Consider the following 21,616-nt stretch of genomic DNA (forward strand, 5'->3'; position numbering starts at 1 on the left):
AGTCGCCTCTTTCCCTATTAGTTAAATAGTTTTGGTAACTCGACAATAAGTGTACGAACGCTAAGTACACCCATAACTACTACAACAAAAATACCAGGTATTGTTAACCACATTGGATGTTTGTAATTACCAACAACATCTTTTTTATATGCTGCAATTAATAAAGTACCAAGTGCAAGAGGTAGGATTATTGCATTAATCGCTCCTACTAAAATAAGAATATTAACAGGTTTACCGACGAACGCAAAAGTAATAGTCGATACAATGATAAAGGCGATAATAACCCAGTTATGATATTTTTCAATCAATGGGTGGAATGAACGAATAAATGATACAGATGTATATGCTGCACCGACTACAGAAGTAATTGCAGCAGCCCACATAATAACACCAAACATACGGTAACCGATTTCACCTGCAGCTAATTTAAAGACAGAGGCTGGTGGGTTAGCAGGATCAATTGATAAACCTTGGTGCACTACACCTAATACAGCTAAAAACAGTGCCACACGCATAATACCAGTAGCAGCAATACCTGTTACAGAACTCTTTGTTACATCTGGTAAAGAATCTACACCTTTAACTCCAGCGTCTAGTAAGCGGTGTCCGCCAGCGAAAACAATATATCCACCAACTGTTCCACCAACTAAAGTTACAATTGAAAGGATGTCAATTTTTTCCGGAATAAATGTGTTAGCTAAAGCATCACCAACTGGAGGAGATGTTGTAAAAGCAACGTACATCATAAGTAAAATCATGACAAAGCCAGCCACTTGTGCAACTTTGTCCATCGCTTTACCTGCTTCTTTAACAAGGAATATGAAAATTGCAAAAACTGCACTTATAACAGCGCCCGTAATCGGGTCTAAACCGAGCATAGCATTTAATCCTAGACCTGCTCCTGCGACGTTCCCGATATTAAAAGCAAGACCGCCAATAACAATCATGATTGCTAATACAAGACCTAAACCAGGAAGGACTTTATTGGCAATCTCTTGTCCACGTAAGCCAGATACTGCGATGATACGCCAAACATTCATTTGAGCGAAAACATCTAAAATAAGTGAAACTAAAATAACAAAGGCAAAACTAGCGCCTAATTGTTGTGTAAAGACCGTCGTTTGTGTTAAAAACCCTGGTCCAATCGATGATGTTGCCATTAGGAAGGCAGCTCCTAGTAAGACACTACGCCCTACTTTCTTTCTACCTTGCCCTTGATCTAAGCTAAGCTTTGTCATATGAAAACCCCTTTTTATATGTGAAATGCTTGAACGTTAATGTTATTTTTCTCCAATGTGTTTTGAATATATTTTGCAAATTCAAGAGCATGTACTCCATCCCCATGGATACAAACAGTGTCTGCTAGTAATAATACTTTCGTTTGTTGTTGAGACTGAATATAGCCTTCTTTAACCATCGCTACTACTTGATTCACAGCCTGTTCCTCATCTGTCACTAAAGCATCTGATTGCGTACGTGAAGTAAGTGAACCATCAGCTTGATATGTGCGGTCAGCAAATACTTCATGTGCTGTTTGAAGTCCTAATTTTTCTCCTGCTTTCGTTAACTCACTTCCAGCTAATCCGAATAACACAAGATTTGGTGAAACATCATAGACTGCTTGAGCAATTGCTTCTGATAACGCTTGGTCTTTTGCGGCCATATTGTATAATGCACCGTGTGGTTTTACATGTTGCATTTTTTCTCCACATGTAGTTAAAAAACCTTGTAATGCACCAATCTGATATACGACCATGTCATAGCCTTCTTGCGGAGTAATCTGCATTGGGCGACGTCCAAAACCATTTAAATCTGGTAAACCTGGATGAGCGCCAATTTTTACTCCTTTGGCAATAGCCATTTTAACCGTTTCTCTCATAACCGTAGGATCTCCAGCATGGAAACCGCACGCTACATTAGCTGAAGTTATATAATTTAAAATATCTTCTTGTTCCCCTAGTTTGTATCGACCAAAACTTTCACCTAAATCGCAATTCAAGTCCACTCGAAACATTTTCTCAGCTCCTTAATTTTTTAGTTGCGTAATGTCAGTTTTTCTAACACAAAACATATACTACCACTAAATTATTATTCTGAAAACATTTACTTTTCAACTTTCTCACAATAATGAAATATCAAATGTAAATATCTTACTTGTCATTTACTATTCTATATCTATAATGATTATAATGTTTAAAACACAAAATAAGGGGTTGTAATTTATGGGAGAAGAATTTAAACATGTAAAATTTAAACCTTTAGGAGATTCAGCAGTAATGGTTCAGATCGGGAATACAATAAATCCATCGAACTGTACTATCTTACAAAATTTAGCATCAATGCTTGAAGAACAGCCGTTTGTTGGTTTTATAGAAGCTGTTCCAGCATACACAAATATTACAATTTACTATAATCCATATACCCTTTTTAAGGTGTCCAAAAATGTAACATCATTTGGCTTTGTATGTCAGTATGTGCAACAGCTTATTACGCAAATGACAACAGTTCAACAAACTTCTCAGAGAGTTGTTGAAATACCAGTTGTTTATGGTGGTGAATATGGTCCTGATTTAGAATATGTGGCCAAAGTCAACGGCCTAACTAAGGATGAAGTCATTCAATTACATAGTGCTAATGAGTGTCTTGTTTATATGCTAGGTTTTGCACCAGGATTTGCTTTTATGGGAGGCATGAACGAAGCTATAGCAACACCTCGAAAAGAAACACCTAGACTTGCTATTCCGGCACTTTCAGTTGGGATTGCAGGCAAACAAACAGGAATTTACCCATTTGAAACACCTGGTGGTTGGCAGATTATTGGCCGTACGCCACTCGATTTATTTTTACCAAATGAAACACCTCCTTCCCTTTTGCAAGCAGGTGATTGTATTCGCTTTAAACCAATTTCTGAAAAAGAATACAAACAATTAAAGGAGGCAAGATCATGACAGTTACAGTTATTAAACCAGGGCTATTAACTACCATTCAAGATTTAGGGCGATTTGGTTCACAAAAATATGGGGTCATCGTGAGTGGCGCAATGGATGCTTATTCCTTAAGAATTGCGAATATTCTTGTAGGGAATTTAGAAGGTGAAGCTGTGCTTGAAATCTCACTGTTTGGGACCATATTACAATTTAATGAGGATCATCTCATTGCGCTTACAGGTGGGGATCTAACAGCTACCATTAACAATGAAGCAGTACCACTTTGGCGTCCATTTATCGTGAAAAAAGGAGACGTATTAAAGTTTAAACGAGCTCAAAAAGGTTGTCGCGCTTATGTAAGCTTTGCTGGAGGGATTCAAGTTCCTACTATCATGAATAGTAAAAGTACATATTTAAAAGCTGGCATGGGTGGATTTGAAGGTAGAGCATTACAAAAGCTGGATGAAGTAAATATCGGACCTTATACTAAAAAAAATAAAGAAATACATCAATATGCAATTCAACTGGTAGGTCCTACTTCATGGTCTGTTAATTACAACGAATTAATCTCATTAAAACAACAGCAAACAATTCGTGTAATGCAAGGAACTGAGTGGGGTTGTTTTACCGCTGAAAGTCAGTATTGCTTAACTAACAATCAGTATACTCTTTCTACAGAGGCTGATCGAATGGGCTATCGCTTTGAGGGACCGGCGTTATCTTTGACAAAGAAATTCGAATTATTATCAGAGGCTGTGACATTTGGAACAGTGCAAATCCCGCCTAGTGGTAAACCAATCATTTTAATGGCTGACCGTCAAACGACTGGTGGTTATCCGAAAATGATACAAGTCATCACAGCTGATTTAGCAAGTCTTGCACAGTTACAAACAGGTGCTAAAATTCGATTCGAACTCGTAACATTAGAAGAAGCTCAACAAGCATTAATTGATAAAGAGCAAAAACTCAAAAACATTACAACAGCGGTTCGCTTATCATCAAACATTTAATAATAATAAAGGAGCGAGCAATAGACTAAACGAGTTACTATTTAGGCGAAGAGAAAGAGCATGTTTTGAAAAAAAAATTCAAAACATGCTCTTTTTGTATTTTATCGTTTCTATCTGTTAAAAGAATGCTCAATCAGTATACTTATAATTCTAATGTCATAAACACGCTATTTGAATCCTCAATAGAATTCGAAAATGACTTACAGTATTGAAACCCAATTTTAGAATATAGCCTCTTAGCAGGTTCAAAAGCCTCCATTGAACCTGTTTCTAAACTTAATCGCGTATAACCACGATTCCTAGCTTCTTCAATGATATGTTCAAGAATGTATCTTGCAACACCTTTTCTTAAATGTAATGAAGAAGTACGCATTGATTTTAATTCACCATGGTGAGCATTAAGTTCTTTTAATGCACCTCATCCAACTAATGTATCTTGTTCCCAAGCACTCCAGAATGTGATTTCTGATTTTTTCAATTCCTCAAGATTTAAGGCATGTATTCTTTCCGGAGGAGAATTTTGTACCATACATTGAAGGTGCTCATTCAATAACTCCGCTACTTCAATTCCATTCAAATCATCAATTTTAATAACCAAAAGGATCACGACTTAGATTCTATTATTCAGTTGCGTCTATACTATGACGGCCGGAGCCAACGGTATCTAGCATAAATTACTTCTTACTATGCCGTTTCAGACGAGTGGGTACAAATTATTTAAGGTAGAATAGCAAATGATCGAACTGGGAAGCCAGAAGCCTTCTCAGGTTTTGGTACGATGTTAAAAATGATAGCCCCTTTTGGAGGTAGCAGGTCTAGATTAGTGAGCAACTCTACTTGATAAGTATCTTGTTCCAATACATATAGTTCACCAAGTAAAGCATTGTTTTGACGATATAATACACTAGAATCCGTATCAAATGTTTCATGTCCTACCGCTTTAATATGACGCTCCTCAAATAAGAATTTCAATGCATCTACTGACCATCCTGGCGCATGTGGATTACCCTCAGCATCAAAGTTATTAAATGCTTCAATATCAGGCCAACGTTTGCTCCAATCTGTGCGGAGTGCAACAAATGTATCTGCCTCAATTTCACCGTATTCAGCCTCAAATTTTAAAATATCTTGAACTGAAAACGTGAAATCATGATTTTCGGCTACATCTTTAGAATGATCTATTACAACGAGCGGCAATGCAAGTTCTTTTAACTCCAATTCTTCTAAATAGCGAGCATCACGGACAAAGTGAATAGGTGCATCTAAATGTGTACCGTACTGACCAGCAAAGGCAAAGTTTTGAGTAAAAAAGCCATCATCATGTGAAAATAGCGTTGTCTTTTCTAACCCTTTAAATGCATTAAATCGTGGTGTATCTGCTCCAAAAGTATGTGTTAAATCGATCCATTTCTTTTCTTTTAACGTTTTTAGTGCATTGATTAATTCTGTTGACATATCCATCACCTCATCATTTTTTTGAACAAAAAACCTCTTCTCGATAAGAAGAGGTTGATGATACGTCCATGCACTCTTCTTATCTTCAAGCATACGCTTCTGGAATTAGCACGGTACAGCGTCCGTTGCTGAGATTTCACAGGGCCAGTCCCTCCACCTCTCTGGATAAGAAAAAAGTTATTTTGTTGTTTCTAAATTTACAACTTTCGAAATCTATTGTCAATATAAAATTTCGAAAATTCTTTTAAGTATATGATTCTTACTAGCAATTATGATAGCTTTTCATTACAAAAAAACAACTTTAAGCTCCGTTTTTAGCCTTGTTTGATCCCAAATGCTATTCATCTACCATCAATATCTTCGATAACAAACTCTTTATTGTTGTAATCGGTATCACTTAATGAGCGATCTATTTTCACACTAGAGTTAATGAATTCCTCTTGAAGCATTGCATGATTGTTTGTTATAAAGTACGCATCATACCCATAACCATATAAAACTTAATTTGGTATAACTTCTTGTCCATTTGACTACGTACGGGATATATCGGCCGTTGGGAAGATGCTGTGAGACATTAATAACATATTATCCATGTAATCTCTCCTTCATAAATTACTTCATTTATTTTTTGATTTATTGTGTCCACATCTATCAGCTTATAAAAAGTACTTAAATGATAGAATTGTCAGATAAAATAAATGTGCGAATTTATCAATAATATTCTAGTTGATGTTGTATATTTACTCTTTTATGTGTTTATTCAATAGAATGCTACTATTGGTTGCATTGACCGCCGTCTGAATTGTTCATATAATTTAGAACATTAACTCACTTGAGATTGGAGATTTGTCGTATGAAAGATTTTTTTAACAAGTTATTAACTGGTATGAGTATGGGAATTGTAGTATCCCTCATTCCAAATGCTTTAGTGGGTGAAATATTAAAATTGATCATTCCATATTTTCCGATATTACAACATATTTTAGATATATCTGTACTCGTTATGAGCATGTTACCTGTCATTATCGGTGTAACTGTAGGTCTGTCATTTAAATTAACGCCAATTCAGACTGCTAGTATTGGTCTTGCTTCGATTGTAGGTAGCGGAGTAGTGCAAATATCAACTGACGGCGTTATGACACTGAATGGTATAGGCGTTGTGATAAATACAGGAATTACAGCAGGATTAGCTGTGTTATTTGTTAAATACGTAGGTACACGTTTAAAGGACTACACGATTTTACTACTACCAGCATTAACAATTTTCATCCCTGGGTTATTAGGCACTATTATTTTACCTTTTGTTCGTAATGGGTCAGGATATGTTGGTGTTATTATTAATAATATTACACATTTACAACCCGTGATAATGGGCTCAACCATTGCTGTAATCTTTAGTATTTTAATTTTATCACCATTATCGACAATCGGAGTTGCAACTGTTATTATGCTCTCAGGTATCGGTGCTGGTGCTGCCAATCTTGGTGTTGTAGCTTCTGGTGTAGGAATGTGTATTGCAAGCTATAAAGCAAACTCTTTAGGCACTGCTCTTGCCCACGTAATGGGTTCTCCAAAGATTCAAATGCGCAACTTTTTTATGAAGCCTAAAATTGCCTTACCGATGATGATTACAGCAGCTATCCTTGGTGGCTTAGCAGGTATTGTAGAGGTCGCTGGAACCCCTATCAGTGCAGGATTCGGCCTTGCTGGCTTAGTTGGCCCTCTGAATTATATAAACCTAGCTACTGGCGGTTGGAATCTATTCAATATTACTGTTATGTTAAGTATGTTCTTCATATTGCCGATTGTATTAAATGTTATGTTCCTTCGACTGTTTGAACATAAATTTAAACTTATTAAATCAGATGATTATAAAGTTCACTTCGAATAAAAGTAGTTCAAAAAGGTCAAAAAATGATTGAGTAGATAGAAAAGTAGAAGGTAGTATTTTATTGGTTTGGAGTAGCGTACGCTCGCCTGCGGAAAATGAACGATAAGCCTCGGAAAATCTGATCTATCCTGTATAAAAATAAAGACTGTAGAAAACTCGTTTTTTTCGAGTTTGTCTACAGTCTGAGGTCACCTCATCGTATAGAGGTGATTTTTTTGTTTTCAACTTATTTAAGTTAATTCATTAAATTCTAGAAACATACAATTCATGTAATTTCGCTGAAAATTCATTTGTTGGTAATGGTTTACTGAAGTAGTATCCTTGGGCGAAGTCACAAAGATTTTCACGAACTATACACAATTCTTCTTCCGTTTCTACACCTTCAGCAATCACTTGCATACTTAGAGCATGCGCTAATTTGATAATCGCTGTCACCATTGCAACATTACTAAGCCCTGTTTTTAATCCTTGTATGAACGATTGGTCTATCTTCAATATATCGATTGGGAATTGTTTTAAATAGCTGAGTGAGGAATAGCCTGTACCAAAATCATCAATTGCAATAATTACACCTAGCGCCTTTATTTGATTAAACGTTTCAATTAATTCCTCTGTTTGATGCATTAAGCTCATTTCCGTAATTTCCAACTCTAAATTTCTAGCAGGTAAACCTGTTTCTTGCAATACTTTACGTAAATTATGTACAAAATTTCTTTCCTTCAAATGAATTGGTGATATATTAACTGAAATACGAATATCTAGTTCATATTCATCAAGCCACTTCTTCATTTGTTTACAAGCTATTTTCAATGTGTACACACCGATTGAACTGATTAATCCACATTCTTCTGCAAATGGGATAAACATAGCTGGAGAGATGAAGCCATAATCATTATCATACCAACGTATTAAACCTTCCATACCAATTAATTGATTAGTTTCCAACTCGATTTTCGGCTGATAATACAATTGAATTTCATCTTGCTTTATTGCATGACGCAATTTTGTTTCTAAAAGTAGAAATTGATAATGAGAACTATTCATCGTATTTTCATATTGTATATAATAACTAGATTTATGCTTTTTTGCTTCAAGCAATGCGACGTTCGCACTTTTGACTAAGTCCTCTGGCGTGTTTGCATCAGAAGGGCTTGAGCATATGCCGATACTGACAGAAGAATAGAATTCAAATTGTTCAATTAGAAAACTGTCTTCAAAGTTAGCCATTATTTGATGCGCCTTCCAAATGGCATGCTTTTCATTCTTCATAATAATGACGAATTTATCACCACTATATCGAAACAGTGACTTTTCATCGATACCGAGTCTTTTTAGACGAGTCGCCACTTCAATTAGAAATAAGTCACCCGTTAAGTAACCTAATCCGTCATTTATACTCTTAAAACGGTTAACATCCATCATTAAAAGTGACAATGAAAAATCTTCTTTATGTGCGCTTTTAAATAAATCTGCCAATCGAATATTCAACATCCGACGGTTATATAAGCCTGTCAAATCGTCATGATAAGCAAAGAATTTCAGCTTTTTAATATTTTTTTGTTCTGTTACATCTGTTCGAATCGACACATATTGGTAAGGTGTACCTTTATCGTTTAAAAACGGTATAATCGTAGTCTGAACCCAATACAAACTACCGTCTTTTGCACGATTACAAATATCACCGCGCCATATTTCCCCGCTGCCAATTGTACACCATAATTCTTTAAAAAAGGCTTTTGAATGATGCCCTGAGTTCAACAAACGGTGATCTTGCCCGATTAGCTCACCTTTACTGTATTTAGAAATGGCACAAAAATGATTATTTACAAATGTAATGATACCTCGATTATCTGTTATAGCGACTATAATCGAGTGGTCTAATGCATGTTGAATATCTATTAATTGTTGGACTGTATACGAATCATCAAGTTGGCTTAGACCTGTCATTTGACTATAACTTTGGTCCATATGACCTCACTCCTAATCAGTTCGACATTGTTCGAGTACTTTCTCTCTTGGTATTATTTTACCACACCCAATATAAGGCTATTATCCAAATAAAAACAAAAGTCGAAAAGTCCTAAGTAAAAAAACATAAGTGTATTGAGCTAAAGAAAAATATTTCTATTATCAAATTTTTACACCTTTACTATAGTATATGTAGCATTTTAGAAGTATATTTTCTACAATATATAGGTTTATAACTGTAAAATAATTCAAAAACAACAAAAATCAAATGAAATTAATAATAAACTTAGCTAGTTCCATTGTCTAGAATGCAAAAGTAGAAAAGAGAATTAGTGAGTTATAATTTTTTATTACCTATAAAAAACATTTAATTAACAACCATTTCATTTAAGCTTAATATATATAAAATCAAAAATTTTAGGTAATAATAACTATCATAATTTCATTTAGTTTACATAATAATATTATGTAAACTAAATGAAAAAAAGACCATTTTCAATGGTCTCAACTACGTATTTTCCATTCTTCAACAAGGATGCTATAAACAGCATGATCTACAAAGTGATCGTATAGCCACTCTGATTGACGACTAACACCTTCTAAAGTCATTCCTAAACGCTCAGGAATGGCTCTACTCTTGTTGTTTGCGATAGCAGCACGAATTTCTACTCGTTTTAGCTTGAGATTGTGAAAGGCATGATCTAGAAGCTTACGAACTGATTTGGTCATAAAACCTAGCCCTTCATAGTCTTTTGACAACCAATAACCTAAGCTGGTAGACTTGTTTTGCCAATTTATATGGTGAAAGCCAATAACCCCTACGATTTTACCTTTATATACGATGGCAGTCTGGAAGCCATCATTAGCACTAAATTGCTTTAGACTTGATCGGATAAATTGTAATGTATCCTCTGCACTTTCATTTGAATCTATGAAGGGTAACCACTCTCTTAAACTCTCTTTTGACCCTTTCATAACCGTAAAAAGCTCTTCTGCATCATACTCTTGCAACAGTTTAAGTTGCAATTGCTCATCAATTTGTATACTAAACATTAATAACCTCCTATATAAACGTAATAGTGATATTATAGAACTATTTATATGGTAATAAAATACAAAAACTACAATGTCGTTTAAAGTGCCGATTTTGCAGTATTTTATCATTAAATAATCTGATTGAACGGATTATTTTCAATCACTTGCTGGATTTCTTTATCTTCTACATGCGTATAAATCTGCGTTGTAGAAACGCTTGAATGGCCTAAAATTTGCTGCAGACTACGTATATCTGCCCCGCTTTTATACATCATCGTCGCTGATGTGTGTCGTAATTTATGTGGTGTTAACTTTGTTTTATTCAATCCCGATTGCTCGTTAATCTCTTTTACAATTTTCGCGACACGTTGTCTTGTTAAGCGTGTTCCTTTTTGAGAAAGGAATAATGATTCATTGGTATCAGCGCCTTTAATAGCATAGCGTTCTTTCTTTATATACCGAGAAAGGGCATTTAGACAAGCTTCATTTAAGAAAACCGTCCTTTCCTTATCCCCTTTACCAGTAACGGTTAAATAGTCACCTTGAATAGAAGTTAAATTCAATTTACATAGCTCTGTAACACGAATACCTAGATTTAAAAAGAATGTAATCATGCAATAATTACGATAGTAATGTGTGGATTCCTTTATACCATCTATGAAAACTCTAGCTTCCTCCATCGTCATATATATCGGTTGTCGCTTCCCTATTTTGGGGGATTCTAGCTCACTTGCAGGGTTTTCTTCTATTAAATGACGTTTAGTTTTTAAATAATTGAAAAAAGATTTTAAAGTAGCTCCTTTTCGAGCTCTAGCATGAGCACTATTATGTCGTTGCTCCTCACAGTATGCTAAAAACAAGTACATGTCCTCTAATGATATTTCTCTAATAAAATCAATTGTTATATCTGATATATCAATTTGGTTTAGAAACTTTATATCCATATCTTTCTGTACTGCTTTTAAGAATCTAAAAAATAATAATAAGTCATATTCGTATTCTTCACGTGTTCTTTTCGATTTACCTTTAATAGTTGTTAAATAGACTAAGAAATCTTTCATTACTTTCGGGTATGTAATTGGCAAAATTCATCACCTCTTTTACTACTATTTTAACACAAATAAGGTTCCCAAATGTGTATTTGGGAACCTTATTTAAAAAACATTTTTTATAAGAATATTACTTTCAAAAACAACCAAATATACCCAAAATTTAGGTTGCTTCAAATTTGCTCTCAGACGATTCGAGATTACAAAATCCACATTACTATCCGTCTCGAATTGCATTAGATTTTCGTGTTTTTTTCCCCTCTTTTAGTATTAACTAAGGTTAAATATAAAAAGTATTTAATATTAGTTAATAATTGGAATGTGTGTTTAGAATAGAAAGGTATCAAAATGAGGTTTTTCTCGAAAAGTCGTAAGAAAGTTGATTGTGGCATGCTTGAAAGTATCAAGAAAATCACAAGAAACATACGATTTAATTTAGGAAAAGGGAATTTTATAGGTGCAGTTAAAGTTGCTCATAAACTAAAATTGACTACAATAATTGATGATAATAGAGGGAGAAGATCGTAATGTTATAAATAACTTTTATAACAATATGTGTATTTTATGTTCTATAAAAGTTAAAATAATATAACTTATATTTTAGTAATTATTATACTTAAATTTACATAAAAAATAATAATTGAATTTCACTTCTATATTTACAATTTATTTTAATTTAATATAAATAATGTTATTTATGAATGAAGGATTCTGAAATTTTATTTTAAAAGAAATATATGAATACTATAAATGTAAAAATAAATGACAAGTCAAATAATATAGGAAGATCAGACTAGATTGAAATTGAATCGATGATCATGGAGATGAAATTTCCAAAAAAGGATCTTGAGTGGAGATCAAAGCGAAGGAAAATTTTAACCTTTGTACACAAAGATGCAAAAAGAGGGAGTAATACTAAACAACCCCACACAAAATAGTGCGGGGTTTACAATTATAGTGCTATATAGTGCCAAACGCCATTTTGTAATGATTTCTTTAAACGTCCTTCTTCTTCTAAATAATCTAAGTAGCCTATGACTTCTGACATGACGAGTGAAAACTCTGAATTGTACTTGTGTCGATATAAATCTTGGGCAATTTCTTTCGGATGATGTATTCCTTCTTTTATGACTGAATATAAACGGTTCGCTTTATGTTGCATCCTATCAAGTTTATTTGAAATGACACTTTGATGATCTTCTATTATTTCTTGATGCCCCGCGAAAAGATATTCTACATATAAATGCTGTATTCTTTTTAAAGAATGCTTTAGTTGACTTACAGTATGTAGACGGTTGCCTTTTACATCTGGATCTACAATTGCATTTGATGAAGTAGTTTTTAATACAACATCCCCAGCAAATAACAACTTCCTATCTTCGTCATAAAAACTAATAGAATCAGCAGAATGACCGGGAGTTTCTATAACTTGCATGCCTAAGATGCTATCCCCTTCCCCTAATGGTCGAATTACCGTTTGAAGAGCTTGTTCTTTTTGAGAATCAATTGTCTGTTGCAGTTTTTTAAGACGGGGCTGCGCTTCTTCTATGCATCCCATTGATATGTATAGTTCAGTAAAAAATTGCTTCCTCATTAAGAGAAATTCTTGGTCCACCATAAGACGAGGAATGGCTTCATAATGTGCATAAACGGGGATGTCTTTTTGCTGTAGAATCCAATTGACTAATCCGACATGATCTTCATGGTGATGCGTTAAAAAAATGCGAGATAAATCACTTATATGATAGCCTTTTTCTGATAATGTTAAAGTAAGTGCTTCTTTATACTTCTTTGTATTAATTCCCGCATCTATTAATGATAGTGAATCACCGTCATCTAATATATAGCTATTAATCGTACCTACGTTACTATACCTTGTAGGTACAATGATTGGATAAACTGAACGAGAATTTTTCTGTATACTTATCAAACCTGTCACTTCCTATCTAAGAATGTTTACTATACCGTTTATAGTATAGAAATTTCATGATTATGAAAACAAAAAAGATTGCTATAGTATTTAGAGGTCACTGAAAAACTTACGTGTTTGTGCATACTATAAATTATCCTTTCCTGAATAGGCTGTGTCGCCAATAACTGTATCAATTTCCATGCCAGTATCTTTACTTTTCTCTACTAATTCTTGTAGGTAATGTCCGTCACTTTTTTCACCTGTTGTCACAACTGCCGCTGTAATAATTCGTTCATCACTCATCGCAATGTGCGTTTTGAATCCAAAGAAAGAAGAATCGGCTGATTTATGTCCTATTCGAGCATCTGGATCGTAGGAGTAATTTAGTTGTAAGTCATAATCTTCGATGACTTCTTTGAGGACGTTTATTTCTCTTTTACGGCAGGGACCTGATTTTGGATTGTTTCTACAATTTCCACGACTTGAAGATAATAGTCTAATTCCTCTGTGATTTCATTTGAAGTTGGTTTTAATGGAAATTTTTCTTTTATTATTATATAAAGGGGTAGGTGTGAATTGGAAAGAATGAAAAACTCAGAAAAACTTTAAAACTAGTTGATTGGAGTGCAGGCGGCGACTCCTTAGGGAACTAGCGAACATCTTGAGACCCCGCAGGAGCGTTAGCGAAGAGGAGGCTCAAGGTTCGCCCCCAGGAAAGCGTCTGCCGGAACGGAAATTAACGGCATCGAAGAAAAAAAGGCAGAAACGATTAATCGTTTCCGCCATTCATTTTATGGACTTTTTTAGTGCCCTTTAGTATTTAAGCAGTCTTTTTTATAGTTTTGAAAAGTACTGGCTTTTACTTAGATATCATTAGTAGTATGAAATTAAGTTAAGTATAGTTAAATAGTGGAGATATTGTATAACTTCATGGCTATCCTTTTCATCTTACTTTTTTCAAAATATATAGCTTTCCAGACTGTTCATTTAACACAGCTACTGTAAAGTCGTAGTTCTTACTTTTTATAATGTCCTGAATAGAATCATCATTCTCATTGTTATTAAAGTAGTAGTTGCCCTTCTTTTCATCTGTTGGTAGAACGTATTGATTTTGCTTAGCTACTAATTGTTGGAACTCCTCATTAGCAGGTAATGGTTTCCACTTGTCATGCTCTGCAATTGATTCCTTAAACTTCTTAATTTGCTTTCTTTTCAAATGATATTCAGCATAAAATTCTCCGTTAGTTTTGAACTGCTTATGTCTATCACTTTTAGATACAAGTACAGCACCCTTGGGAATTTTCACTTCAATCATTTGTTCTGCATGCCTAGTAATGTTGGAATGTACAATTAAAAAATAATATCCTACTAAGACAAAAATTAATAGTGCTCCTGTTAATATGATTATTTTCTTTGACAATACAAACGCCCACCTTAAACTGACTTATTAAGTCGTTTTAATAAATTGATAATAGATCATTTCATCAGTTACTTTGAAACCTGCATCTGTAAAGACATTCAACTGTTCATCTATGTCAAGAAACAGTTCAGTCTGTTTAAATGGATGATAGGAAAAGATATGCTGCAATGATTTCCGTAATAACTTTGTACACTTTTCTTTTGATAAGCTTTGAAATGTAAAATGATGAATTTCGCCCACATAGTGAATGGGTTCAACTCTTATATATGCATACCCCGAAATGTTATGTACTTCATCTATGTAGAAAAATAGTTTTTGGTCCTCATTTAACGTTGATGTGAAATTAAGCCATTGATCCTCTTCTATTTGCAGGAAGTTACAAAAAGATTTATGAAATGGATGAACATCCGATTGTATTTCAGATGTGTCTTCATAAAAAAGGTTTTCAATAGAATCTTTCATCGCTTTTGAAAAAAACATTCGTTTCACTTCATTTGCCTGTAGCTTTAATAATAATTGACGAATACTAAAATTATTTTCATTGACGAGAAATTCAAATGTTTCCAGCTCAGCTGGCATGTCCTCATTTAGTGCTAACCACATATCTTCTGCCAAAAACGGATATTTGTCAAGATATTTAACAAAAGGGCCACAAACTTTTGCTTTGTTCAAATTCAGATAAATATCGAAACCAAGTGCACCGACAATTTCTCCATTATCATACGCCACTACAAACGATTCTTTTAATGGTAAGTCAGAGAAATAATAAGTAAGTTTGGAATGAATAGTATGTCGTTCTAAACTACAAAAGCCAACATGATGTTCCTTGCGATTATTCATCATTTCTAAAAATACCGCTAGCAAGGGTATGTCCGTTGGTCGTTGAATTTGTACTGTCAATTGATGAATCCCCCATAGCGCCAATGGATATCAGTTTTTTTTAACCTCAATCATTATTTTAGTGACATAGTTATCTAAATTATTAACTGATACTGCATCTAAAATATATTCTTCATATGAATAACCATTTAATTGTAACTGATACTCTTTACTATACGCAATCAACTTATCATAAGTTTCAAAAATGTTGACTTCATCGCCTATATGATATCCAACGATATAAAAGCTTGATGGTTTCGTCCAAGTGTTCTCTCCCTGCCAATCTTTATTCATTTTAGTGTACAAAAATGAATAATTTTCAAAATCTCTTGCAATCATTTTATCTTTGTGAAGGATTGCTCCGATTGGATGGCCACTATATAGCTCATAGTTATCGCTATAGTTGATAAAGTTAGAAACCGAATTAAGAAATTCTTTATCAGTAGTGTCAAGAGTACTTTCACTTATTAATAGAAGCTCTTCTTCCGAATGCACTAAAGAAATGCTTTCAAAGTCTGTTTGCAATGCGTTTTTTGTAATAGCTACCTTTTTATTAAGTATTTCTCTTAGATGTGTTAGGTTTTGAATTTTTTTTTCAATCAATTGTGCTTGTTGTTCTAATAATTCAATTGATTCAATTGGCGTCTTATTTTGTAAAAAAGCTCTTATCTCTTTTAACGGCATTTTTAGCTCTTTTAATAGCTCTATAACAGCAAAAACTTCATATTGTTGGTAAGAATAATATCGATAGCCTTTTGCTGTTTTAATTTCAGGTGTTAATAACCCAATTTCATCATAATGAAATAGCGTTTGTTTTTTAATGTGACAGATTTTTGCAAATTCACCTGTTGTGAAGTATTTACGTAAATTTTCGCTCACTTAAGTCTTCCCCCTTGACTATACGGTTACCATATACCTTATTATGCTAATATACCACGCGAGATGGTAAGTAAAAAGAATTTTTTCTATTGAAGGGAACTGATAGTCATGAGTATAGAGATTCATGACGTAACGCAAGAAAATGAAAGTGCCATAGTAAAGTTAAGTGTGGCAAAAGAGCAAGAAGGTTTTATTAAAACACCTCTAGAATGTTTACAAGAAGCGAAAGAGGATTTACATTACCACCCTGTTGGATTATACGCAAATAGCAAGTTAGTTGGTTTTGCGATGTATGCATATTTCCCAAGAGGATGAAGGTCGAGTATGGTTAGATCGTTTCCTTATTGATGCTAAATTCCAAGGGCAAGGTTTCGGTAAGATAATGCTTCAAGCATTAATCGGTAAATTAATAAATGAATTTAATTGTCAAAAAATATATTTGAGTGTTTATGAAGATAATCCAGGAGCAATTCATTTATATGAAAAATTTGGGTTTGAATTTAATGGTGAATTAGATGTTCACAACGAGAAGATTATGGTTAAAGTTGTATAATATAACCCCACAGTATAAACGGATATGTGTGCTTCTCGCTATTAAGGAGTATTTTTGATGTCAGAGTCAACTATTAAGTTACAAAATAATTCGGTGCCAAAGGTTTTTTCATCTTATTTGTTCCCTTCTCTTTTAGGGATGCTTTTAATGTCTATCAATATTTTAGTGGATGGTATATTTGTTAGTAATGGTATAGGTCCAAAAGCGTTAGCAGGCGTTAACATTGCCGTACCTATTTTCTCCATTCTTTTGTCGATTTCATTATGGATCGGCATGGGAGGAGCTACACTTTATTCCATTTCAATTGGTCAAGGAAATATAGCTAGAGCACGTTCTATTTTTACACAGGCATTTGTGTTAGCTATAACTATTGTGGGTATTTTAGTTGTTTTTAGTCTTTGGAAACAACAAGAAATTGCATATTTATTTGGAGCTAGTTATGAAATTCTTCCATATGTGGAAGATTATTTACATGTCATTTTACTATTTGGAATTGTCTACGTATTGGAGAATATTCTAAGTATTTTTATCCGTAATGATGGAAATCCTAAATTAGCTATGATTGGTTTAATTACCACTTCAGTATTAAACATTGTTTTTAACTATATTTTCATCTTCATGATGGATATGGGTGTAGCTGGAGCAGCTTATGCAACTGTTTTATCAACAGTAGTTGGTGTAATTGTATTATTGTATCATTTTGTTCGTAAAGAAAGTGTACTTCGATTTGTTAAATTCTCAGTTGATTATAAATCGATGGGAGAAATACTGAAAATCGGTTCTCCAAGTTTTGTTGTTGAAGGTTCCGCAGCAATTATTGTCGTGGCATATAACATTACATTCAGTCATTTTGTTGGAGAAATTGGTGTAACAGCCTACGCAATAGTAAATTACTTACATGTTGTTTTTTTAATGGTTTTCCTTGGAATAGGTGCTGCCCTACAACCAATCGTAAGTTTTCATTTTGGTGCCAAACTATATAGTCGTTTACAATTATTTTTAAACCTAGGTTTAAAGGTAGGCATTGGCTTTGGCGTAGCAATTTTACTTATTGGGTGGTTTTTCGCAGATCCAATGGTTGCTTTATTTGGTGTGAAGGACCCAGAAGTAATGGCGGTTACAAAAGAAGGTATTTCCTATTTCTTCATCGGCTACTTATTTTTAAGTTTCAACTTAATTATGGCTGAATATTATCAATCGATTAAGAGAATCCGATTATCTATGTTTATCATCATGGCGAGAAGTTTAGTATTGTTCTTACCTTTACTTTGGATTTTGCCTAACTATTTTGGTTCACAATATATTTGGTTGGCTTTTCCTTTAGCTGAAGGTCTAACAATAATCGCTCTAATAATTGTAAAAAAACTTTTTCATAATATTTCGCCAGAAAAAGCATCGAAAAACGCAAGCGAAAAACCTGTTATTTCATGAATATATATATATAATTACTCGTTTAAACATATATTTTCCAATTAAGCATTACGATTGAACTATCATATGTACTTTTATGATAACTTTGCGTTATTATTTATAAATAATTTGTGTTTTTTCAGTAAAAATCCTAATTTTCTCATCTTAATCGATGTTAAAATTAGGATTTTTTTGATTTATACAGAAAAAAAACAACACAATATAGAATTATTTTAATTTTTTCATAGAAAAAGATTGCTATTTTAGCCATATTTGAATATGATTATCTCAAGGGTTTTGGTAATCACTGCTAGCTCTTACTTTTACAAAGGGGGAAAATCAATGGGTCACAAAATTGAAAGCGTTCTCGAAGGTGCGAAAAATTCAGATTCTTCTGAAAAATCTTCCGAAAAACGTAACAAAGAGATTACTTCGGATGCTTATGTAGCAATTGCTGGTAGTCAAGAATTTAAGACATTGGTAAAAAAGAAGAATTCATTTATCGTTCCGGTCTCAATCTTTTTCTTACTCTTCTACTTCACTCTACCAGTCTTAACTTCTTTCACAACAGTGTTAAATGTTAAAGTAGTTGGAGAAATCACATTGGTGTGGATTTTTGCTTTAGCACAATTTATTATGACATGGATTTTATGTATGACATATGTGAGCAAAGCAAACAAATTTGACAAAGAAGCAGAATCGATTATTGAGAAAGTAAAGGATGGTGATTACTAATGGGTATGAGTATGATCGGTATTTTTTTCTTCGTAGCAATCGTAGGTTTAACACTATTCGTTACATACCTTGCATCGAAGCAAACAAACTCAGCTAGTGAATTCTATACAGCGGGTGGCGGTTTAACTGGCTGGCAAAATGGTATCGCAATCGCTGGTGACTACTTATCAGCAGCATCATTCTTAGGTATCGCGGGTGCAATTGCCCTATTTGGATTTGACGGTTTCTTCTATAGTATTGGTTACTTAGTAGCTTACTTAGTTGTTTTATATATCGTAGCTGAGCCATTACGAAATCTTGGTCGCTATACTTTAGCAGATATGATTACTGCTCGCTTTGATCAAAAGAAAGTTCGTGGAACTGCTGCTGTAAGTACAATTGTAATTGTATTATTCTACATGATTGCACAGCTTGTTGGTGCAGGCGGACTTATTCAATTATTATTAGGTATTGATTATTGGGTTGCTGTTCTTCTTGTTGGTGTTATGATGACGATCTACGTTCTTTGGGGCGGGATGGCTGCAACAAGTTGGGTTCAAATCATTAAGGCTGTTCTATTAATGATTGGTACAGTTATTATTTCAGTTATGGTTTTATGGAAATTCAACTTCAATATTATTGAAATGTTCAACACAATGAAAACAGCAACTCCACATGGTGAAGATTACTTAGTTGCAGGTGCAAAATATTCTAATGGCGTAGATACTATGTCTATGATGATTGCCCTAGTCCTTGGTACTGCTGGTTTACCACATATCTTAATGCGCTTCTTTACTGTAAAAGATGCAAAAACAGCTCGTAGTTCAGTTGTTTACGCAACTTGGATTGTTGGTATTTTCTACATCTTAACAATTCTTCTAGGCTTCGGTGCTGCAGCATTCGTTGGTTCTGAGAAAATTATCGATGCCAACGCAGCTGGTAACATGGCTGCACCACTTCTAGCTCAAGCACTTGGTGGCGACATGTTAATGTCATTCATCTGTGCAGTTGCATTCGCAACAATCTTAGCAGTAGTAGCAGGTCTTGTATTATCTGGTGCATCTGCTTTCGCTCATGATATTTATGGACAAATTATCAAAAAAGGTAAAGTAACAGAAAAAGAGCAAATGAAAGCAGCTCGCCTTGCTTCTATCGGCGTATCTGTATTCTCTATCATTTTAGCTTTAGGTGCACAAACAATGAACGTAGCGTTCTTAGTATCTTTAGCATTCTGTATCGCAGCAAGTGCGAACTTACCTGTTATCATTTACACAATCTACTACAAAAAATTCAATACAACTGGTGCAATGGCGGCAATGATTACGGGTCTAGTTACTGCTCTAGTACTTGTAGTAGTAAGTCCTAATCTTTGGAATCCAGAAGGTACTGCTATCTTCACTGGTACTGCTCTATTCCCATTAACAAACCCAGCCATCATTTCTGTTCCAGCTGGTTTCCTTGCAGGATGGATTGGTTCAGTAGTAGGTGCTAAATCTGACGCTCGTAAATATGCTGAAGTTACAGTTAAAGCAAACACTGGCATAAAATAATCTACCTTTCAACTTTAAAAAAACTGTTTACTGGCTTGCTAGTAGCAGTTTTTTTGTTGTTATATGAAGATACTAATAATATCTTCACTCTTTGAAAAATTTAGAGGGCTTCCCGCCAACAAAATGGAATTTCATACATTAACAAGACCGGATTTCTAAAAATTCTTAAAAGATAAAAGCATTTACAAGTTAAACATGATTAATATGTAAATGCCTTTATTGTATATCTTATCTGTTTATAGGGAAATGACTAATTCCTCTTTACTTAAGAATTTCATCAAATGTTTTTTCTATTTTATCAGAGTCCTTTGATATTGCTAAAAGAACATAATTACCTTTCGTTTTTAATACGTGTTTTTTTATTAAGAAATGTTCGTCTGGAAGATAGTCTTGAAAACTTTTCGACATCTTTTCAACTCTACTTGAAATCTCCCCCTTTATACCTTCTACATTCTTAGTATCTTTAACTTTAATCACGGCCACTTCATCAGCCTTGATATTTGTAGGAGCGGTATAAAGAATAAAACCTTCGACTTCATCAACACTAATGTTATATAGCTTTTGAAGTTTTTTTTGATCTCCTTCTTTCATTTCTTCTAAGTTAGTAACATGTTTAATTTGCTCTCCTATTTCTTCAGTTGAAAGATTACTAACTGTTTTTTGTTTTCCAAAACATCCACTCAAAGCCCCTAATGTAATCGTGCAAACAATAATAGTAATAACTGATTTTATATTAAAAAATTTAAACAAATTTATCATTGGTTTTCATTCTCCTTTTAATTTAGTTGTTTAGTATATCAACAAGAGCCTTGATGATTAGTACTAAATTAATATCTCCATCAATATATATCTTCTAGTAGACGGTGATATGGTGTGTCAACACTAAACTGGACAACTTTTATAAGGACTGTTGCTTGAATTCCACCGGTGTTAAATAGCCCAGTGTTCCATGAATTCGAATATT

At 33.9% G+C, this 21,616-nt stretch carries 18 protein-coding genes, 3 pseudogenes and 1 riboswitch; of the genes and pseudogenes, 7 read left to right on the top strand and 14 right to left on the bottom strand.

Features of this window, described 5'->3' with window-relative positions:
• Positions 1-17: 17 nt before the first annotated feature.
• On the bottom strand, positions 18-1,238 hold the full coding sequence (locus ACQKMD_RS07835; protein WP_427750918.1) for an NRAMP family divalent metal transporter: 1,221 nt from the start codon (positions 1,236-1,238) through the stop codon (positions 18-20).
• 14 nt (positions 1,239-1,252) lie between these two features.
• A complete protein-coding gene (locus tag ACQKMD_RS07840) occupies positions 1,253-2,014 on the bottom strand; it encodes a LamB/YcsF family protein (protein WP_427750919.1) in 762 nt (253 codons plus the stop codon).
• A gap of 208 nt (positions 2,015-2,222) precedes the next feature.
• Between ACQKMD_RS07840 and pxpB the strand changes: the two genes are divergently transcribed.
• Entirely contained in the window at positions 2,223-2,948 is a 726-nt protein-coding gene (gene pxpB / locus ACQKMD_RS07845; protein WP_427750921.1) for a 5-oxoprolinase subunit PxpB, read from the top strand.
• Complete coding sequence (locus ACQKMD_RS07850) at positions 2,945-3,937, top strand: biotin-dependent carboxyltransferase family protein (RefSeq protein ID WP_427750923.1); 993 nt, start codon at positions 2,945-2,947, stop codon at positions 3,935-3,937. The genes pxpB and ACQKMD_RS07850 overlap by 4 nt, the downstream gene beginning before the upstream one ends.
• 142 nt (positions 3,938-4,079) lie before the next feature.
• Here ACQKMD_RS07850 and ACQKMD_RS07855 read toward each other — a convergent pair.
• A pseudogene (locus ACQKMD_RS07855) lies at positions 4,080-4,535 on the bottom strand (GNAT family N-acetyltransferase).
• A 119-nt stretch (positions 4,536-4,654) separates the two neighbouring features.
• On the bottom strand, positions 4,655-5,392 hold the full coding sequence (locus tag ACQKMD_RS07860) for a cyclase family protein (RefSeq protein ID WP_427750925.1): 738 nt from the start codon (positions 5,390-5,392) through the stop codon (positions 4,655-4,657).
• A gap of 76 nt (positions 5,393-5,468) precedes the next feature.
• A riboswitch (SAM riboswitch) is annotated at positions 5,469-5,564 on the bottom strand.
• A 681-nt stretch (positions 5,565-6,245) separates the two neighbouring features.
• Here ACQKMD_RS07860 and ACQKMD_RS07865 point away from each other — a divergent pair.
• The gene (locus ACQKMD_RS07865) at positions 6,246-7,283 is read left to right on the top strand and encodes a PTS transporter subunit IIC (RefSeq protein ID WP_427750926.1); all 1,038 of its coding nucleotides are present in this window, start codon (positions 6,246-6,248) and stop codon (positions 7,281-7,283) included.
• Between the two features lie 243 nt (positions 7,284-7,526).
• Here ACQKMD_RS07865 and ACQKMD_RS07870 read toward each other — a convergent pair whose 3' ends face one another.
• From ACQKMD_RS07870 to ACQKMD_RS07905, 8 genes and pseudogenes are all read right to left on the bottom strand, one after another.
• Positions 7,527-9,251 (bottom strand): putative bifunctional diguanylate cyclase/phosphodiesterase, encoded by a 1,725-nt coding sequence (locus ACQKMD_RS07870; protein WP_427750928.1) that lies wholly within the window; start codon positions 9,249-9,251, stop codon positions 7,527-7,529.
• A 504-nt stretch (positions 9,252-9,755) separates the two neighbouring features.
• A complete protein-coding gene (locus tag ACQKMD_RS07875; RefSeq protein WP_427750929.1) occupies positions 9,756-10,304 on the bottom strand; it encodes a GNAT family N-acetyltransferase in 549 nt (182 codons plus the stop codon).
• A gap of 110 nt (positions 10,305-10,414) precedes the next feature.
• On the bottom strand, positions 10,415-11,371 hold the full coding sequence (locus tag ACQKMD_RS07880; RefSeq protein ID WP_427750931.1) for a tyrosine recombinase XerC: 957 nt from the start codon (positions 11,369-11,371) through the stop codon (positions 10,415-10,417).
• Positions 11,372-12,287: 916 nt separating this feature from the next.
• On the bottom strand, positions 12,288-13,265 hold the full coding sequence (locus ACQKMD_RS07885; RefSeq protein WP_427750933.1) for an MBL fold metallo-hydrolase: 978 nt from the start codon (positions 13,263-13,265) through the stop codon (positions 12,288-12,290).
• A gap of 129 nt (positions 13,266-13,394) precedes the next feature.
• Positions 13,395-13,798: pseudogene (locus ACQKMD_RS07890) on the bottom strand (transposase); the annotation flags it as partial.
• A 392-nt stretch (positions 13,799-14,190) separates the two neighbouring features.
• Positions 14,191-14,667, bottom strand: coding sequence for a hypothetical protein (locus ACQKMD_RS07895; RefSeq protein ID WP_427750934.1), 477 nt, complete (start codon positions 14,665-14,667; stop codon positions 14,191-14,193).
• Positions 14,668-14,694: 27 nt separating this feature from the next.
• A complete protein-coding gene (locus tag ACQKMD_RS07900; protein WP_427750936.1) occupies positions 14,695-15,567 on the bottom strand; it encodes a hypothetical protein in 873 nt (290 codons plus the stop codon).
• A 30-nt stretch (positions 15,568-15,597) separates the two neighbouring features.
• Positions 15,598-16,425: a MerR family transcriptional regulator gene (locus tag ACQKMD_RS07905; RefSeq protein ID WP_427750938.1), complete on the bottom strand. Its 828-nt coding sequence runs from the start codon at positions 16,423-16,425 to the stop codon at positions 15,598-15,600.
• A 108-nt stretch (positions 16,426-16,533) separates the two neighbouring features.
• Between ACQKMD_RS07905 and ACQKMD_RS07910 the strand changes: the two are divergent.
• The 4 genes and pseudogenes from ACQKMD_RS07910 to ACQKMD_RS07925 all read left to right on the top strand — a co-directional run bounded on the left by ACQKMD_RS07910 (position 16,534) and on the right by ACQKMD_RS07925 (position 20,652).
• Positions 16,534-16,978: pseudogene (locus ACQKMD_RS07910) on the top strand (GNAT family N-acetyltransferase).
• 57 nt (positions 16,979-17,035) lie between these two features.
• Positions 17,036-18,409: an MATE family efflux transporter gene (locus tag ACQKMD_RS07915; RefSeq protein ID WP_427750941.1), complete on the top strand. Its 1,374-nt coding sequence runs from the start codon at positions 17,036-17,038 to the stop codon at positions 18,407-18,409.
• Positions 18,410-18,730: 321 nt separating this feature from the next.
• On the top strand, positions 18,731-19,123 hold the full coding sequence (locus ACQKMD_RS07920; RefSeq protein ID WP_427750942.1) for a DUF485 domain-containing protein: 393 nt from the start codon (positions 18,731-18,733) through the stop codon (positions 19,121-19,123).
• A gap of 5 nt (positions 19,124-19,128) precedes the next feature.
• Positions 19,129-20,652 carry a solute symporter family protein gene (locus ACQKMD_RS07925; RefSeq protein ID WP_427750954.1) on the top strand — a complete coding sequence of 508 codons (1,524 nt, stop codon included), beginning with the start codon at positions 19,129-19,131 and terminating at the stop codon, positions 20,650-20,652.
• A gap of 261 nt (positions 20,653-20,913) precedes the next feature.
• Here ACQKMD_RS07925 and ACQKMD_RS07930 read toward each other — a convergent pair whose 3' ends face one another.
• Both ACQKMD_RS07930 and ACQKMD_RS07935 read right to left on the bottom strand, forming a co-directional pair.
• Positions 20,914-21,411 (bottom strand): DUF4358 domain-containing protein, encoded by a 498-nt coding sequence (locus ACQKMD_RS07930; RefSeq protein ID WP_427750944.1) that lies wholly within the window; start codon positions 21,409-21,411, stop codon positions 20,914-20,916.
• Positions 21,412-21,550: 139 nt separating this feature from the next.
• Complete coding sequence (locus tag ACQKMD_RS07935) at positions 21,551-21,613, bottom strand: hypothetical protein (protein ID WP_427417267.1); 63 nt, start codon at positions 21,611-21,613, stop codon at positions 21,551-21,553.
• Positions 21,614-21,616 lie beyond the last annotated feature (3 nt).

Source organism: Viridibacillus sp. NPDC096237 (genome assembly GCF_050278625.1).
Taxonomy (GTDB): Bacteria; Bacillota; Bacilli; order Bacillales_A; family Planococcaceae; genus Viridibacillus.